Here is a 15,387-nt window from a genome sequence, read left to right as displayed (position 1 = left end):
GGCGGGCACCGGCCAGCAGCGCCAGCGCCTCGACCTGGGCCGCGCGTTCGCGCTGCAGCTGCGCCGCCAGCGACTGCGCCTGCGTCAGCAGCGTCTGCACCTGCAGCAGCGTCAGCTTCGAGCTCGAGCCGACCTCGACGCGGCGGCGTGTGATGCGCAGGCTCTCGCTGCGGCTGGCGACGGTCTCGTCGGCCAGCGCCAGGCGCTCGTCGAGTTCGCACAGCGTGTAGTAGCCGTCGGCGACCTGGGCGACGAGCTGCAGCGCGACGGCACGCTGCGCCGCTTCGCTGGCGAGCCAGCGTTCGCGCGCACTGTCGCTCTGGGCGCGCAGGCGGCCGAAGAGGTCGAGCTCCCAGCTCGAGAAACCCAGGCCCGCGCTCTGCGCGCCGCCGGTGCTCTCCTGGCGCGTCAGGCTCAGGTCGGCCGGCGTGTGGTAGCGGATGCCGCGCGACTGCAGGCCGATGGTCGGGCCTTCGTCGGCACGCTGCAGGCCGTAGCCGGCACGCGCCTCGTCGACGCGGCGCGCGGCGATGCGCAGGTCGCGGTTGTTCTCCAGCGCCTGGGCGATCAGCTGCTGCAGTGCCGGGTCGGCGAAGTAGCCGCGCCAGCCCGGCACCCGGGCCGCGGCGTCGGCCGCTGCGCCGAGCGTCGGCGGCGGCTCGCCGGGCGAGGGCGGGGCGCCGCGGTCCGCCGGCGCCGCGCAGGCGGCGGCCAGGACGGCGATCACGATCGGGGTCGTCAGCCGCAGCGCCGTGCGGCCGGCGATCGGCCCGGGGGCTGTCGCGCGCGTCTCGCCGCGGGCCACGGCCTGCGCCTGTCTTCGGGTCATGCAAGGTCCTTCCGTCAGTCCGCATCTTAACGACCGGTGAGTCGGTAGTGAACCCCCCTCGTGGTGCCGAGCTAACATCGCGGCGTGGACGCAGACAAGGACTCCAACGGCACACCGCGGCGCCGGCTGTCGCCGGCGGTACGCATGCAGCAGATCCTCGACGCCGCACTGGTCGAGTTCTGCGAGCGCGGTTATGCCGATACTCGCATGGACGAGATTGCGCGCCGGGCTGGCCTTTCCAAAGGCGGGCTGTATGCGCACTTCGGCAGCAAGGACGCGGTCTTCGAGGCGCTGCTGCGGCGCTCGCTGACGCCGCCGTCGCTGGAAGGCATGCCCGAGCCCGACGCCCGCGTGCCCTCGCGCGAGTTCGCCGCCTGGCTGGTCGAACGCCTGTACGGCCAGTTCGCCGAACCGTCGGGGCTGCGCATGCTGTGGCTGATGATCGCCGAGCGCGAACGGGTGGGCCACCTGCTCGAGTTCTGGGACCGCCAGGTGCTGGGGCCGTACGAGGCCTTGCTGCAGCGTGCGCTGGCCGCGCGCGTGGCGGCCGGCGCGACGCCCAGCGTGCTGTCGCGTGCGCCCTGGCTGGCGCTGTCGCCGCTGGTGCACATGGCGACGCGCGAACTGCTGCTCGGCGAGCCCGACGCGGCCGAACTCGCGCGCTGGCGCCGGGCGCACGAGGACCTGCTGGTCGAGCTGCTCGACCCGGCCACACGCCTGGCCGGCTGAGAAGGTGTGACAGAACCCGCCACGCCCGCGTCGATCCGCCAGCGACCCCGAACGCGCGACGGCGCGACGCCGTCTCGGCGCTGATCGCAGCGCGCCCGGCATCGCCTCGGGGTCGCTCGTCGGCTCGCCCCTGCGGGACGGGGCACATCCGGGCGCCGGACGGCGTTGCGCCGCTTGCCGGTACATCGAGTACCGGCTGCGCGACGCGCCTTGCCCGACTCCCGGCTGCACCCCGTCGCGGGCACGCCGGGTTCTGTCACACCTTCTGAGCGCCGGCGGCGCGGCTATGCTCCGCCGCCATGCTGCGACCCCTGCCCTTAGACGCCACGACCTCCTGGTTCCTGATCGGGCTGCTGCATCTGGCGCTGGCGGCCGCGGTCTGGACCGTGCTCACCGGACGCCACAGCCGCCGCAGCACGCTGCTGTGGTGCTCGGGCTCGGCGCTGGCGGGGCTGATGATGCTGCTCTACGCCGCGCGCGGGCTGCTGCCTCACGTGCCGATGATCGTCGTCGCCAACGTCTGCGGTTATGCCGGCTTCGCGCTGCGTTGGGCGGCGCTGCGCAGCGAACGCGAGCAGACGCTGCCGCTGGCGGTGCTGGGCTTGGCGGTGCTGGGCGCCAGCACCGCGGTGCCGCTGCTGGACGCCGTGGGCCCGCAGTGGCGCGTGCTGGGCAACGTGTGTTTCAACATGCTCGCGTCGCTGGCGCTGTGTGTCGAGGCCCAGGCGCTGGGCCGGGTGCGCGCCAGCCGCAGCGCGCGCATGGTTGGCTGGAGCTACGGCGTGGTGGCGCTGGTGCTGTTCCTGCGGCTGGCCTCGCTGCTGCTCGGTGGCGGCGCGCCCGCCGCGCCGGCCATCGACACCGAGCTGATCCTGCTCGCCTGGATGCTGGCCGCGCTCTGGGCCAACCTGGGTTACGTCGGCTTCGCCATCGAGATGGCCGAACGCCGCGCGCGGGTGCGCAGCGTCGAGCTGGCCGCGGCGACCGAGGGGCGCGAGCTGGCCGAACGCCAGGCGGCCGAGCTGAAGACCTTGTCCGAGGAGCGCCAGGAACTGCTGCGCGTGATCTCGCACGAGGTGCGCCAGCCGCTGCACAACGCGCAGGCGGTGCTCAAGGGCGCGGCCGACGCACTGCACGGCGCGGCGCCCGTCGCCGCGCTGGAGCGGGCGCGCAGCGTGCTGCGCGAGATCACGCGTTCGCTGGACAACACGCTGGCGGTGTCGACCCGGCTGATCCAGGCGCAGCCGCCGCCGCTGCGCGACACCGACCTGGACATGCTGCTCGAGCTGGCGCTCGGCGACCTGCCCGACGAGGGCCGCGGGCGCGTGCGCGTGCAGCGCGACAGCGCGGTGCGCACCGCAGCGCTCGACGTGGCGCTGATGCGCCTGGCGCTGCGCAACCTGCTGAGCAACGCGCTCGCCTACGCCACGCCCGGCAGCACCATCACGCTGCGCCTGGCCGACAGCGACGAGCCGCTGGCCTTGATCTTCGAAGTCTGCGACGACGGGCCGGGCATCGCGCCGACGCTGCTGCCGCGGCTGTTCGAACGCGGCGTGCGCGGCCGCCACGACGTGCACGGCCAGGGCCTGGGGCTGTACATCGTGCGCCAGGCGATGCGCCTGCAGGGCGGCACCGTCGAGGCCCGCAGCAGCGCAGCCGGCAGCACCTTCACGCTGATGCTGCCTCAGGGGCGCGAGCCCACCTGAAGCCGGCGCGTCAGAGCGACTTCAGCGGCGCCCGGAAGACGTAGCCGACACGCGGCTCGGACTGCAGCGGCACCAGGCTGGTCGAGGACTTCTCGATGCGCCGGCGCAGCCGGTAGATCGTCGCGTGCAGCGTGTTGTCCAGCGTGTTCGACTGGTCGCGGCCCAGGCGCTCGATCAAGGTGTCGCGCCGGACGACGGCGCCGTCGGCTTCGAGGAAACAGCGCAGCAGCGCCAGATCGGCTTCGCTCAGGTCGACCTTGGCGCCGTCGGGCGCCTGCAGCTGGGCCGCTCGCAGGTCGACGATCCAGCTCTGGTCACGCTGCCCGCGCAGCACCGCGCGCCGTTGCAGCGCGCGGATCACCAGCAGGATCTGCTCCATCGAGACCGGCTTCTCGAGGTACATGTCGGCGCCAGCGTCGACGACCGAGGCGAAGGTCGAGGAACCGACCTTGCCCGAGACCACCAGCACGCCGGCGTCGGTGCGCCGGCGCAGGATGCGGATCAACTCGTCGCCGACCACGCCCGGCAGCATCAGGTCGACGACGTAGAAGTCCCAGCCGAAGGGCGATTCGCTCGCCAGCAGGTCGCTGCTGTCGCCGAACACCTGAACCTCGACACCCTGCCCGCGCAGGAAGGAGGCGAACGCATCGGTGAAGTCGAGGTCGTCGTCGATCAGCGCAATCGTCTTCGGAAGCATGGTGTCGGAGGCAGGCCGGGTATGAATCCCGGCAAGTCTAGTGCCCGGGCGCCGTCGACACCTGAATGCGGGATTGCAACTCGTTACGTTTCCTCGGAATGGTAGTCGGTCACACGCTGGACCTCGTTGCGCGAGCCCAGCATCACCGCCACCCGTTCGTGCAGCTTGGCCGGCACGATGTCGAGGATGCGCTCGTGGCCGTTGGTCGCCGCGCCGCCGGCCTGCTCGACCAGGAAGGCCATCGGGTTGGCCTCGTACATCAGGCGCAGCTTGCCCGGCTTGTCGGGCTCTCGCTGGTCCCAGGGGTACATGAAGATGCCGCCGCGCATCAGGATGCGGTGCACGTCGGTGACCATGCTCGCGACCCAGCGCATGTTGTAGTCCTTGCCGCGTTCGCCGGTCTTGCCGGCCAGGCATTCGTCGACGTAGCGGCGCATCGGCGGCGCCCAGTGGCGCATGTTGGACATGTTGATCGCGAATTCCTTCGTGTCCTCGGGAATGCGGATGTCCGACTGCGTCAGCACCCAGGAGCCGGTCTCGCGGTCCAGCGTGAAGGCGACGACGCCGTTGCCCACCGTCAGCACCAGCATGGTCTGCGGGCCGTAGATGCAGTAGCCGGCCGCTGCCTGGTGCTTGCCGGGCTGCAGGAAGTCGTCCTCGCTGACGCCGCGCGTGTGGCCCACCTTGCGCAGCACGCTGAAGATGGTGCCGATCGAGACGTTGACGTCGATGTTGCTCGAGCCGTCCAGCGGGTCGAACAGCAGCATGTACTCGCCCTGCGGGTAGCGGTTGGGCACGACGTGGATCGAGTCCATCTCTTCGCTGGCCATGGCCGCGAGGTGGCCGCCCCACTCGTTGGCCTCGATCAGCACCTCGTTGCTGATGATGTCCAGCTTCTTCTGCACCTCGCCCTGCACGTTCTCGCTGCCGGCGCTGCCGAGCACGTCGCCGAGCGCGCCCTTGTTGACCGCGATCGCGATGCGCTTGCAGGCACGGGCGACGACCTCGATCAAGAGGCGCAGCTGCGCCGGGATCAGGCCGTGCTCGCGCTGCTGCTCGACCAGGTACTGGGTCAGGCTGACGCGCCTCATCATTGCGCCTCCAGCGCGCGGCCGAGCACCTCGCGCACGTCGTCGCTCAGGTCGGGCTTGGCGGCGACACGCGCCAGCGCCTCGCGCGCCGCGCTGCGGTAGGGCTCGGCCAGCGCCGTCCAGCGGTCCATCACACGCGCCAGGCGTGCGGCCAGCTGCGGGTTGATCGGGTCGATCTCGAGCAGGCGCTCGGCCCAGAACACGTAGCCGGCGGCGTCGGCGCGGTGGAAGGCCGCCGGGTTGTTCATGCACAGCTGGAAGACCAGGCTGCGCGCGCGGTTCGGGTTCTTCAGCGAAAAGTCCGGGTGCTTGAGCAGCGCCTTGGCGCGGGCGAACGCGCGGCCGTGGCCGGCACCCACCGGCTCGCTGGCCTGGGCCTGGAGCGCGAACCACTTGTCGACCACCAGCGGCTCGCCGCCGGCGATCGCGTGGAAACGAGCCAGCGCCGGTTCGGCCAGCTCGGAGTGCGAGTGCACCAGCGCCGCGAGCGCGCCGATGCGGTCGGTCATGTTGCTCGCGTCCTTGACACGCTGGTAGGCGCGGCCCGGCCAGACGGCGTCGCCGCTGCGCACCGCGTGCAGGCACAGCATCGCCAGCGCCAGGTTGGCGAGCGCGCGCCGGCCGGCCTGCGCCGGCGTCGGCGCGTAGCCTTCCTGCACCAGGTTGGCTTCGAAGGCCTCGGCCCAGTCGGTCTGCAGCGCCGCGGCGAGCTGCTCGCGGAAGTTCTCGCGCACCGCGTGGATGCGCTGCGGGTCGAAGCTCGCCAGCTGCTCGGCGACATAGCCTTCGCTGGGCAGCGTCAGCACCAGCTCCTTGAAGGCCGGGTCCAGCGCCGGATGGCGCAGCACGGCACGCATCGCGTCGACGAAGGGGGTGTCCAGCGCCTCGGTCGTCGGCGCCTGCACTGCCGCCAGCAGGCGCGCCAGCGCCAGGCGCTGGCCGGCTTCCCAGCGGTTGAACGGGTCGCTGTCGTGCGCCAGCAGCGTCAGCAGCTCGGCGTCGCCCAGGCCGTCGTCCAGGATCACCGGCGCGCTGAAGCCGCGCAGCAGCGACGGCACCGGCTCGGCCGCGACGTCCTCGAAGACGAACTGCTGCTCGGGCGTGTCCAGCACCAGCAGGCGTTCGCCGGCGAGCGTGCCGCCGTCGCGGCCGATCAGCGCCGCCAGCACCGGGATCACGAAGGGCTCCTTCGTCGGCTGGCCGGGCGAGGGCTCGGCACTTTGCGTCAGCGTCAGCGTGTAGCGGCGCGCCTCGGCGTCGTAGGCGCCGCGCGCCTTCAGCCGCGGCGTGCCGGCCTGGGCGTACCAGCGCTTGAAGGTCTCCAGCCGGGCGGCGAGTTCACTGCCGGGGTTGGCGTCGGCGATGGCTTGCGCGAAGTCGTCGCAGGTCACGGCCTGGCCGTCGTGGCGCTCGAAGTACAGCGTGATGCCGCGCTCGAAGCCTTCGCGGCCGACCAGCGTCTGCATCATGCGCACGACTTCGGCGCCCTTTTCGTAGACGGTGGCGGTGTAGAAGTTGTCGATCGCGGCGTAGCTGTCGGGGCGCACCGGGTGCGCCATCGCGCCGGCGTCCTCGGGGAACTGCGCCGCGCGCAGCCCGCGCACGTCCTCGATGCGTTTGACCGCACGCGCCGAAGCGCCGCCGGCCATGTCCATCGAGAACTCCTGGTCGCGGAACACCGTCAGGCCTTCCTTCAGCGACAGCTGGAACCAGTCGCGGCAGGTGATGCGGTTGCCGGTCCAGTTGTGGAAGTACTCATGGCCGACGACGCTCTCGATGCCGGCGAAGTCGACGTCGGTCGCGGTGGCGGGGCTGGCCAGAACGTACTTCGTATTGAAGATGTTCAGGCCCTTGTTCTCCATCGCGCCCATGTTGAAGTCCTCGACCGCGACGATCATGAAGCGTTCGAGGTCCAGCGGCAGGCCGAAGCGGGCTTCGTCCCAGACGACCGAGGCCACCAGCGAGGCCATCGCGTGTTCGGTCTTGCCCAGGTCGCCGCGGCGCACGAAGACCTGCAGCAGGTGCTCCTTGCCGGCGCGGGTGCGGATCTTCTGCTCGCGGCACACCAGGTCGGCACCGACCAGCGCGAACAGGTAGCAAGGCTTGGGGAAGGGGTCGTGCCAGACGGCGAAGTGGCGGCCGTTGTCCAGTTCGCCCTGCTCGACCAGGTTGCCGTTGGACAGCAGCACCGGGTACTTCGCCTTGTCGGCGCGCAGCGTCACCGTGTAGACCGCCATCACGTCGGGGCGGTCGAGGAAGTAGGTGATGCGGCGGAAGCCCTCGGCCTCGCACTGCGTGAAGAAGCCGCCGCCCGAGGTGTACAGGCCCGACAGGTGGGTGTTCTTCTCGGGGCTGCAGGTGTTGCGGATCTCGAGCACGAACTGCGCGTCCGCCGGCGGGTTGTCGATGACGAGCAGCTTGTCCTCGTGGCGGAAGGACAGGCTTTCGCCGCCGGACATCACGCGCAGCACGCTGATGTCCTCGCCGTGCAGCTTCAGCGGCTGCGGCTCGGCCGCGGGGTTGCGCTCGATGTGCAGCTTGCTCGAGACGATGGTCTTGACCGGGTCCAGGTCGAAGCAGAGTTCGACCTGGCGGATCCAGAACGCCGGAGCGGCGTAGTCCTGGCGGTGCACGACGGTGGCGGGGCCTTCACGCATGGCGGGTTTCTCGCGGGGTAAGTGTGGTCGGGTCGAAACCGGCGAAATCGGGGATCGCGGCTCGGAGATTGGGGTAGCCGGCGAACGCGCTCGCCGGCAGGGTGGTGGTCAGCGCGACGGCGTCCATGCCGGCGCGGCCTGCTGCTTCGACACCCAGCGGGGCGTCCTCGAAGACGAGGCAGTCGTCCGCGGCAACGCCCAGGCGCCGCGCGGCTTCGAGAAAGATGTCCGGGTGCGGCTTGCCACGCAGCCCGTCGGCCGGGCTGGTGAGCGTGTCGACGAGGCTGTCCAGCGCGAAGCGCTCGAACGCCACCTGCACGTTGGCCAGCGGCGAGGCGGTGCAGACCGCGAGCTTGAAGCCCGCGGCGCGTGCCGCGACCAGCAGTTCGCGCGCGCCCGGCACCAGCGCCAGCGTGCCGGCCGCGGCTTCGCGGTACAGCGCTTCCTTGCGCTCGGCCAGGCGGGCGCGCTCGGCGTCGGGCATGGCCGGGAACAGCTCGCGCAGGATCTCGTCATTGACGCGTCCGGCGGTGGCGACGAAGAAGCCGCCGTCGTCGAAGGGCAGGCCGAGTTCGGCGTGCCAGCGCCGCCAGGCCTCGTGGTGGATCGGCATGCTGTCGATCAGCGTGCCGTCCAGGTCGAAGAGCAGGGCGGCCGGGCGCGCCATCACAGGCCTTGCTTCAGGCTGGCCTCGATGAACGGATCGAGGTCGCCGTCGAGGACCTTCTGCGTGTTGCTGATCTCGACGCCGGTGCGCAGGTCCTTGATGCGGCTCTGGTCGAGCACGTAGCTGCGGATCTGGTGACCCCAGCCGACGTCGGTCTTGCTGTCCTCGAGCTTCTGCTGCGCTTCCATCTGCTTGCGCATCTCGTGCTCGTAGAGCCGGCTGCGCAGCATCTGCCAGGCCTCGTCGCGGTTGCGGTGCTGCGAACGGTCGTTCTGGCACTGCACGACGATGCCGGTCGGGATGTGCGTCAGGCGCACCGCCGAGTCGGTCTTGTTGATGTGCTGGCCGCCCGCGCCCGAGGCGCGGAAGGTGTCGGTGCGCACGTCGGCCGGGTTGATGTCGATCTCGATCGAGTCGTCGACCTCGGGGTAGACGAAGAGGCTGGCGAAGCTGGTGTGGCGCCCGCCCGAGGAGTCGAACGGGCTCTTGCGCACCAGGCGGTGCACGCCGGTCTCGGTGCGCAGATGGCCGAAGGCGTAGTCGCCCTCGATCTTCAGCGTCGCGCTGCGGATGCCGGCGACGTCGCCCTCGGTCTCTTCCATGACCTCGGCCTTGAAGCCCTTCTTCTCGCAGTACTTCAGGTACTGGCGCAGCAGCATGTTCGCCCAGTCGCAGGCCTCGGTGCCACCGGCGCCGGCCTGGATGTCGACGAAGCAGTTGCCCGGGTCGGCCGGGTTGCTGAACATGCGGCGGAACTCGAGCCGCTCGACGGTCTCGCGCAGCACGTGTGCTTCGGCCTCGATCGCGGCGATGCCGTCGAAGTCCTCGTCGGCCTTGGACATCTCGAAGAGTTCGAGGTTGTCGGCGAGGTTGCGCGCGAGGTGGTCGATGGTGCCGACCACGTCCTCGAGCGACTTCTTCTCGCGCCCCAGTTCCTGGGCGCGCTTGGGTTCGTTCCAGACGCTGGGATTCTCCAGCGCGGCATTGACTTCGTTCAGCCGCAGCGCTTTGCGGTCGTAGTCAAAGATACCCCCGGAGCTGCTCGGTGCGGGCGCTCAGGTCGGCGAGCAGCGTGCCGATCGAGTTGATGTGTTCGATGTCCATGTGTGGGCCTGGTCTCGACGCCGCGTGGGCGAAAACGCGCATTTTCTCATGCATGCGCCGCGTGTCCGTGGATTGTCCGCGCCGCCGTGCCGGCCGCGCGCCGCGGCTCAGGCCGCGAGGAAAGCCGCCAGCCGCCGCGCCAGCGCCTCGGGCTGGTCGTGGTGCACCATGTGGCCGCAGGGCGCGAGCCGCTCGCGTTCGCACTGCGCCACCACCGCCAGCCGGGCCTCGAAGTCGGAGCGTGCGTAGCGGTGGCCCCACCAGGTCTCGAACTCGCCGCGGTCGCCTTCGACGAAGAGCAGCGGCGCGGCGACCTGGCGCCAGGTGGCGACGGCCTCGTCGCGCCGGTAGAGCACCGGGTTGACGCGTTTGTGCGCCGGGTCGGCGAGCAGCCGCCGGCGGCCATCGCCGATCGGCACCGACCAGTGCCCCGCCAGCCAGGCCGCCTTGTCCGGCGGCAGCAGCGGGTTGTTCTTCATCAGCCGCTGCGCCACTTCGGCCAGACCGGCGTAGTCGCGCAGCCGCTGCGGCGTCTTCAGCTCGTCCAGCCACTGCGCCAGGCGCGCCGGCGCCTCCTCGGGCGTGGTCGCCGGCAGGCCGTAACCCTCGACGTTGACGATGCGGCGCACACGTTGCGGGCGCACGCCGGCGTAGGCCATGACGATGTTGCCGCCCATGCTGTGGCCCAGCAGGTCGACGGCGCCGTCGGGCGCCAGCGTGTCCAGCAGCGCGTCCAGGTCGGCCAGGTAGTCCGGGAACCAGTAGCTGTCGGCCGCGGGCACCTCGGTCAGGCCGAAACCGCGCCAGTCGGGCGCCAGCACCAGGCGCTGCCGGCCCTCGGCCTCGGCGAGCGCGTCGACGACGAACTGGAACGAGGCGCCGCAATCCATCCAGCCGTGCAGCATCACCAGCGGGCGCGTGCCTTCGGGCGCGCTGTCGCCCCAGCGGCGCACGTGGTAGCGCAGGCCGCGAAGGGCGACGAACTCGTGCTGCGCGGGGCGGCGGGGGCGGTATACGGCGGCGTTCATGCCCCCGATGCTAGGCGGCGGCGGCCGGGTCTGCTTGTCCGGCACGAGACAATGCCCCCCATGACCACGCCCGCCCCGTACGCCTTGCGCGCGGCCGAACGCCGCGACCTGCTGGCCATCGCCGGCCTGATCCACGAGCTGGCCGCGTTCGAGCAGCTCTCCCACGTCTGCGAAGCCACGCCCGCGGCGCTGGAGCCGCAGCTGTTCGGCGCGCGCCCGGTCGCCGAGGCCGTCGTCGCCGAAGCCGAGGGCGTGGTGATCGGCTTCGCGCTTTTCTTCACCAACTTCTCGACCTTCCTCGCCAAACCCGGGCTCTACCTGGAAGACCTGTACGTGCAGCCGGCCTGGCGCGGCCATGGCGTCGGCCAGGCGCTGCTGGAACACCTGGGCGCGCTCGCGGTCGAACGCGGCTGCGGCCGTTTCGAGTGGAGCGTGCTCGACTGGAACGAGGCCGCGATCGGCTTTTACCGCCGCATGGGCGCGAGCGTGCTGCCCGACTGGCGCATCTGCCGCGTCAGCGGCGAGGCGCTGGCGCGGTTCGCGCGCTGATCAGGCCAGCGCCAGCTGCATCAGCTCGCCGGCCGTGAACTCGCGGCCGAAGGCGTGGTCGCCGACGACACCCGAGACCGTGTGCCGGTGCTCCGAGGTGTCCACACGCAGCGGTGCCGGCAGCGGCCGGCCGCCGGGGCCGATCAGGCAGGCGACGATGGGGCAGGCCACGGTCGGCCCGCGGCCGACGACGACGCCCAGCGCGCCCGACACCAGGCGCACGAAGCAGCCCGGCGGGTAGATGCCGAACTCCTTGATCAGCGCCGCGGTCATCGGGTGGCCGGGGTCCTGCATGAACATCTGGCGCCCGGCGACGTCGGCGGCGAGCGCGGCGCGGTGGCCGCGTGCCGCCAGCTTGGCGGTGTAGGTGTCGACGCGCCGCAGCAGCGAGGCGATCTCGCCGACCTCGCTGGTGCCGGTCGGGTAGCCGCTGCCGTCCTCGACCTCGTGGTGGCGCTCGACGGCGAGCAGCCAGTCGCGGTCGTCTATGCCGGCGAGCTCGAGCATCTCGCGCCCGCGCCTGGGATGGCGCAGCACGGTGGCGTACTGCGCCGGCGTCATCGGCCCGCGCTGCTCGGCGAGTTCGCCTTGCAGCTCGAGCATCGCCAGGTTCATCGTCAGCCCGGCCTTGAACACACGTTCCAGCGTGTCGCCGTCCCAGCACAGGCGCCGCGCGACGAGGTAGGCGGCGATGGCGGCGCCGAACGAGCGCCGCACGCCGTAGGCGGCCCGTTCGCCGCCTTCCTGGCGCAGCACCTGGAAGATCGCCAGGTCGGGGTCGCGTTCGATCAGCGCCAGCACCGGCTGGCTGGCTTCGGTCAGCGCCTCGTCCAGGCCCTCCTGCGGCGCCCGCTGCAGCGCGTCGGCGACGCGGCCCAGGCCCTCGCGCCACAGGCCCGGCAGCTGCTCGCGTGCGAGCTGGCCCAGGCGTTCACGCTCGCCCAGCAGTTCGGACAGGTCGACGAGCGCGCCGCGGTCCATCAGCGCCTGCAGCTGCCCGGCGTCGGCGACGCGGTGGCCGCGGGCGAGCAGCAGCGTGCGGTCGGCGTTGCGCACGTTGAACGGCAACGGTTGACCGACCTGGATGCGATGGGCGACGGCGGAAAGCGCGGTGTAGGACATGGGCCCTGTCTTCGACGTCGGCAGCGGCACCAGTGCTGCTGCCTGCACCGCAGTCATTTCGGCGCCTGGCGGCGGAACTTGACGGTCTCGGTGAAGCCCCCGGTGCACGAGCGCAGCACCTGCCCATAAGCTGGGACGATGCAAACCGACCCCGGCGGCAACGATGGCCGCGACGCCCACGAACAACTGCACCAGGCCTGGCGCTGGCAGGTACCGCCCGACTTCAACCTCGCCCACGCCTGCTGCACGCGCTGGGCGGCGAGCGGCCGCAACGCGATCCGCTGGGAGGACGAGGCCGGCGCATCCGGCCGCCTGAGCTATGCCGGGCTCGACGCCCAGGCGCGTGCTTTCGCCGCCGCGCTGGCGCGTCGCGGCGTGCAGCGTGGCGAGCGTGTCGCCATCGTGCTGGCGCAGCGGCCCGAGACCGCGGTCGCGCTGATGGGCTGCGCGATGCTGGGCGCGGTGGCGATGCCGCTGTCGGTGCTGTTCGGGCCCGAGGCGCTGGTCTGGCGCCTGGCCGACAGCGGCGCCGTCGCCGCCGTCGCCGACGACGCCACGATCGCGCAGCTGCTGGCACTGCGCGGCGACTGCCCGGCGCTGGCGCTGATCGTCGGTGTCGGCGCGGCCGAAAGCGCCGCCGATCTCGGCTGGCGCGCGCTGCTGGCCGACGGCCTGCCAGGTTTCGCGCCGGTGGACACCACAGCCGACGACGCGGCGCTGCTGATCTACACCAGCGGCACCACCGGCCCGCCCAAGGGCGCGCTGATCCCGCACCGGGCGCTGCTGGGCAACCTGCCGGGTTTCGTCTGCAGCCAGAACGGCTTCGCCGGCGACGCGGTGTTCTGGAGCCCGGCCGACTGGGCCTGGACCGGCGGCCTGATGGACGCGCTGCTGCCGACGCTGTACTTCGGCCGCGAGATCGTCGGCTTTCGCGGCCGCTTCCAGCCCGAGCGTGCCTTCGAGCTGATGCAGCGCCACGGCGTCACGCACAGCTTTCTGTTCCCGACGGCGCTCAAGGCGATGATGAAAGCGGTGCCCGAGCCGCGCTCGCGTTACGAGCTGAAGCTGCAGGCGCTGATGAGCGCCGGCGAAGCCGTCGGCGACGCCGTCTTCGGCTGGTGCCGCGACGCGCTGGGCGTGCCGGTCAACGAGATGTTCGGTCAGACCGAGATGAACTACATCGTCGGCAACTGCGCGCTCAGCGTCGACGCCGACGGCCGCGTCGTGCCGGGCTGGCCGGCGCGGCCTGGCAGCATGGGCCGCGCCTACCCCGGCCACCGCATCGCCGTGCTCGACGACGAAGGCCGCGAATGCGCGCCCGGCGTGCCCGGCGACGTCGCGCTGCACCGGCTGGACCGCCACGGCGACCCGGACCCGGTCTTCTTCCTCGGCTACTGGCGCAACGAGGCTGCCACACGCGCCAAGTACACCGGCGACCCGGCCGCGAGCTGGTGCCGCAGCGGCGACACCGCGGTCATGGATGCCGACGGCTACCTCTGGTACCAGGGCCGCAGCGACGACGTCTTCAAGGCCGCCGGCTACCGCATCGGCCCGAGCGAGATCGAGAACTGCCTGGTCAAGCACCCGGCGGTGGCCAACGCCGCCGTCGTGCCCAAGCCCGACGCCGAACGCGGCGCCGTGGTCAAGGCCTACGTCGTGCTGGCCGCGGGCGTGCAGGGCGACGAGGCACTCGTGGGCGAGCTGCAGCAGCACGTGCGCGCGCGCCTGGCGCCCTACGAGTACCCGAAGGAGATCGAGTTCATCGAGGCGCTGCCGATGACGACCACCGGCAAGCTGCAGCGCCGCGTGCTGCGGCTGCAGGAGGAGGATCGGGCGCGCGCCCGGCTTCAGCAATAGCCAGCCATGCGGGCGTTGCGCGCCACCAGGCTGAACGGGTCGAGCACGGCGATGCGCGAGTCCTTGACGACGACGCAGTCGGTGCCGCGGCGGTAGCGCCGGCTACCGTCGGGCAGCAGTTCCTCGGTCCAGTCCTTCTCCAGCGTCTTCGCGATGCGTGTCTCCAGGTTCGGGCGTGGGGTGTTGGCACGCGCATCGTCCAGCGCCGGCGAACGTTCGACACGGGCCGCGCCGCCACGCGGCAGCGTCAGCAGCAGCGGCGCCGGTGCCGCAGGCTCGGCTGCCGGCGTGGCGGCCGAGGGCAGGGCGGCGGCAGCCGGCGCCTGCAGCGCGAGTTGGGCGCTGCGCGCCGGCGCCGCGGGCAAACGCGGGCGCTCGCGTCCCGGCGGCGCGTCCGGCTGCGGCTTCGGGCTGTCCGTCAGCAGGCGCAACCAGCTGACCGAAGCCGGTGCGGCGACTTGACGCTCCCGCGGCGGCAGCAGGCTCGCCAGGCCGGCCAGCAGCAGCGCGTGCGCCGCGAGCACCGCCGCCGCGGCGGCGCGGCGCTCAGTCTTCACCGCCCGGCTCGTCGCCCGGTACCCAGGCGAGCAGGTCGCCGGGCTGGCACTCGAGCACCTCGCAGATGCGCGACAGCGTCTCGAAGCGCACGCCGCGCACCTTGCCGCTCTTGAGCAGCGAGACGTTGGCCTCGGTGATGCCGATGCGCTCGGCCAGTTCGCGCGAGCGCATCTTGCGGCGCGCCAGCATCAGGTCCAGGTGCACGACGATCGCCATCGTCAGACGAAGCCGCGGTTCTCTTCGGCGGCACGTACCGCCTCGTGCATCGCGGTGGCCACTGCGAGGATCGTCACCGCGACGACGACCAGCAGGTAGTCGCCGCTGTCGAAGCCCAGCGTCAGCAGGCGCTGGCCCGGCGGGTTGCCTATCGTCAGCGCCACCGACAGCGCGGCGTCGGACAGCGGCTGCACCAGCGCCAGCGCGAGCAGTGTCGCGCCCACCTGCTGCAGCCGACGCTGCGCCCCGGCGCTCAGCGCCTGCCCGCGCTGGTAGGCGCCGAATAGCCGCCACAGCAGGCTGCACAGCAGCAGGCCCAGGGCCGTCGGCGGCAGCATCGCCGCGATCGCCAGCGCCTGGCCGCGTGCGTCCAGCGTCAGCGGATGCTCCTGCAGCCCGGCCGATTGGCGCCCGATCTCCGCCAGCAGTTCCGGCCTGGCCGCCAGCACCAAGGGCCAGGCGAGCAGCACCACGGCCGCCAGCAACACCGCGCCGCGCACGAAGCGGCAAAGCCGGCGCAAACGCCGCGACCTCGGTTCAATATCGTCGGATGGCATCTAATTATCGTAAAACGATA

General features: G+C 71.7%; 15 protein-coding genes. 4 read left to right on the top strand and 11 right to left on the bottom strand.

What is annotated here, in order from left to right:
• Positions 1-829 (bottom strand): TolC family protein (locus CKO43_RS13720; protein ID WP_200378991.1); only part of this gene is annotated, 829 nt, incomplete at its 3' end.
• 84 nt (positions 830-913) lie between these two features.
• On the opposite strand from CKO43_RS13720, the gene CKO43_RS13715 reads away from it, so the two are divergent.
• Both CKO43_RS13715 and CKO43_RS13710 read left to right on the top strand, forming a co-directional pair.
• Positions 914-1,558 (top strand): TetR/AcrR family transcriptional regulator, encoded by a 645-nt coding sequence (locus CKO43_RS13715; protein WP_346728255.1) that lies wholly within the window; start codon positions 914-916, stop codon positions 1,556-1,558.
• A gap of 299 nt (positions 1,559-1,857) precedes the next feature.
• Positions 1,858-3,264 (top strand): sensor histidine kinase, encoded by a 1,407-nt coding sequence (locus CKO43_RS13710; protein ID WP_200378990.1) that lies wholly within the window; start codon positions 1,858-1,860, stop codon positions 3,262-3,264.
• A gap of 10 nt (positions 3,265-3,274) precedes the next feature.
• Here CKO43_RS13710 and CKO43_RS13705 read toward each other — a convergent pair whose 3' ends face one another.
• The 6 genes from CKO43_RS13705 to CKO43_RS13680 form a co-directional block, all read right to left on the bottom strand.
• Positions 3,275-3,961 carry a response regulator transcription factor gene (locus CKO43_RS13705; RefSeq protein WP_200230497.1) on the bottom strand — a complete coding sequence of 229 codons (687 nt, stop codon included), beginning with the start codon at positions 3,959-3,961 and terminating at the stop codon, positions 3,275-3,277.
• Between the two features lie 83 nt (positions 3,962-4,044).
• On the bottom strand, positions 4,045-5,055 hold the full coding sequence (locus CKO43_RS13700; protein WP_200230499.1) for a class 1 fructose-bisphosphatase: 1,011 nt from the start codon (positions 5,053-5,055) through the stop codon (positions 4,045-4,047).
• Entirely contained in the window at positions 5,052-7,709 is a 2,658-nt protein-coding gene (gene pepN / locus CKO43_RS13695) for an aminopeptidase N (protein WP_200378989.1), read from the bottom strand. Before pepN ends, CKO43_RS13700 begins: the two co-directional genes overlap by 4 nt.
• Positions 7,702-8,376 carry an HAD family hydrolase gene (locus tag CKO43_RS13690; RefSeq protein WP_200378988.1) on the bottom strand — a complete coding sequence of 225 codons (675 nt, stop codon included), beginning with the start codon at positions 8,374-8,376 and terminating at the stop codon, positions 7,702-7,704. The genes pepN and CKO43_RS13690 overlap by 8 nt, the downstream gene beginning before the upstream one ends.
• Positions 8,376-9,480 (bottom strand): peptide chain release factor 2 gene (prfB, locus tag CKO43_RS13685; protein WP_200230506.1). Its coding sequence is split into 2 segments (ribosomal slippage): positions 8,376-9,398 and positions 9,400-9,480, totalling 1,104 coding nucleotides; the frame shifts between segments, so codons are not numbered across the junction. The genes CKO43_RS13690 and prfB overlap by 1 nt, the downstream gene beginning before the upstream one ends.
• A 107-nt stretch (positions 9,481-9,587) precedes the next feature.
• Positions 9,588-10,508 (bottom strand): alpha/beta fold hydrolase, encoded by a 921-nt coding sequence (locus CKO43_RS13680; protein WP_200230508.1) that lies wholly within the window; start codon positions 10,506-10,508, stop codon positions 9,588-9,590.
• Between the two features lie 60 nt (positions 10,509-10,568).
• Between CKO43_RS13680 and CKO43_RS13675 the strand changes: the two genes are divergently transcribed.
• Complete coding sequence (locus tag CKO43_RS13675; RefSeq protein WP_200378987.1) at positions 10,569-11,057, top strand: GNAT family N-acetyltransferase; 489 nt, start codon at positions 10,569-10,571, stop codon at positions 11,055-11,057.
• Here the strand turns inward: CKO43_RS13675 and CKO43_RS13670 are convergent, their stop codons facing one another.
• Positions 11,058-12,179: an HD-GYP domain-containing protein gene (locus CKO43_RS13670; RefSeq protein WP_200378986.1), complete on the bottom strand. Its 1,122-nt coding sequence runs from the start codon at positions 12,177-12,179 to the stop codon at positions 11,058-11,060.
• A gap of 138 nt (positions 12,180-12,317) precedes the next feature.
• Here CKO43_RS13670 and CKO43_RS13665 point away from each other — a divergent pair, with 138 nt between their 5' ends.
• On the top strand, positions 12,318-14,036 hold the full coding sequence (locus CKO43_RS13665; protein ID WP_200378985.1) for an acyl-CoA synthetase: 1,719 nt from the start codon (positions 12,318-12,320) through the stop codon (positions 14,034-14,036).
• Here the strand turns inward: CKO43_RS13665 and CKO43_RS13660 are convergent.
• From CKO43_RS13660 to CKO43_RS13650, 3 genes are read right to left on the bottom strand one after another with little or no spacing between them, the layout of a single operon-like run.
• Positions 14,027-14,593 carry a hypothetical protein gene (locus tag CKO43_RS13660; protein ID WP_200378984.1) on the bottom strand — a complete coding sequence of 189 codons (567 nt, stop codon included), beginning with the start codon at positions 14,591-14,593 and terminating at the stop codon, positions 14,027-14,029. The two genes, CKO43_RS13665 and CKO43_RS13660, sit on opposite strands and share 10 nt — an antisense overlap.
• The gene (locus CKO43_RS13655; protein WP_200230519.1) at positions 14,583-14,810 is read right to left on the bottom strand and encodes a helix-turn-helix domain-containing protein; all 228 of its coding nucleotides are present in this window, start codon (positions 14,808-14,810) and stop codon (positions 14,583-14,585) included. The genes CKO43_RS13660 and CKO43_RS13655 overlap by 11 nt, the downstream gene beginning before the upstream one ends.
• Before the next feature lie 2 nt (positions 14,811-14,812).
• Positions 14,813-15,367 (bottom strand): DUF2975 domain-containing protein, encoded by a 555-nt coding sequence (locus tag CKO43_RS13650; RefSeq protein WP_200230521.1) that lies wholly within the window; start codon positions 15,365-15,367, stop codon positions 14,813-14,815.
• Between the last annotated feature and the right edge of the window lie 20 nt (positions 15,368-15,387).

This window comes from Rubrivivax gelatinosus (assembly GCF_016583785.1).
Taxonomy (GTDB): domain Bacteria; phylum Pseudomonadota; class Gammaproteobacteria; order Burkholderiales; family Burkholderiaceae_C; genus Rubrivivax; species Rubrivivax gelatinosus_B.
Note: the sequence above shows the minus strand (reverse complement) of the source record. Positions and strands in the feature narration are given on the sequence as shown.